Annotated in this window: 1 rRNA gene; it reads left to right on the forward strand. The window is 46.9% G+C overall.

The features are described from left to right. Nucleotides 1-1,068: ribosomal RNA gene (locus CLOACE_RS11615) — 23S ribosomal RNA — on the forward strand; the annotation flags it as partial.

Raw genomic sequence — 1,068 nt, forward strand, 5'->3', positions numbered from 1 at the left:
AGTTCTAACCGAACTTAACTGGAAAGTTAGTCCGTAGAAGGTAATAGACCTGTAGGTGAAAGAATAAACCGTAAGATCTGATCCAGAGTACCACGAGACACGTGAAACCTTGTGGGAAGCAGGGAGGACCACCTCCCAAGGCTAAATACTAACTGGTGACCGATAGTGAAGCAGTACCGTGAGGGAAAGGTGAAAAGAACCCCGGGAGGGGAGTGAAATAGAATCTGAAACCGTGTGCCTACAAACAGTCGAAGCACATTAATGTGTAACGGCGTGCTTTTTGTAGAACGAGCCAGCGAGTTACGGTATGTAGCAAGGTTAAGTACTTTAGGTACGGAGCCGAAGGGAAACCAAGTCTGAATAGGGCGACTAGTTGCATACTGTAGACCCGAAACCGGGTGACCTATCCATGGACAGAGTGAAGCGAAAGTAAAATTTCGTGGAGGCTCGAACCACGTTGGTGTTGAAAAACCATGGGATGAGCTGTGGATAGCGGAGAAATTCCAATCGAACTCGGAGATAGCTGGTTCTCCTCGAAATAGCTTTAGGGCTAGCGTCGAGTAATTGAGTAATGGAGGTAGAGCACTGAATGGGCTAGGGGCTGACAACAGTTACCGAACCCTATCAAACTCCGAATGCCATATACTTTTATCTCGGCAGTCAGACTGCGAATGATAAGATCCGTAGTCAAAAGGGAAACAGCCCAGATCATCAGCTAAGGTCCCTAAGTGTAAGTTAAGTGGTAAAGGATGTGGGATTTCTAAGACAACTAGGATGTTGGCTTAGAAGCAGCCACTCATTTAAAGAGTGCGTAATAGCTCACTAGTCAAGAGATCCTGCGCCGAAGATGTCCGGGGCTAAAACTTACCACCGAAGCTATGGACTCGAAAGAGTGGTAGAGGAGCTTCCTGTATAGGTTGAAGTCATACTGTAAGGAATGGTGGACTGTACAGGAGTGAGTATGCTGGCATAAGTAGCGAGAAATAAGTGAGAATCTTATTGGTCGAAAACCTAAGGTTTCCTGAGGAAGGTTCGTCCACTCAGGGTTAGTCGGGACCTAAGCCGAGG

The organism is Clostridium acetireducens DSM 10703 (assembly GCF_001758365.1).
GTDB lineage: Bacteria > Bacillota > Clostridia > Clostridiales > Clostridiaceae > Clostridium_C > Clostridium_C acetireducens.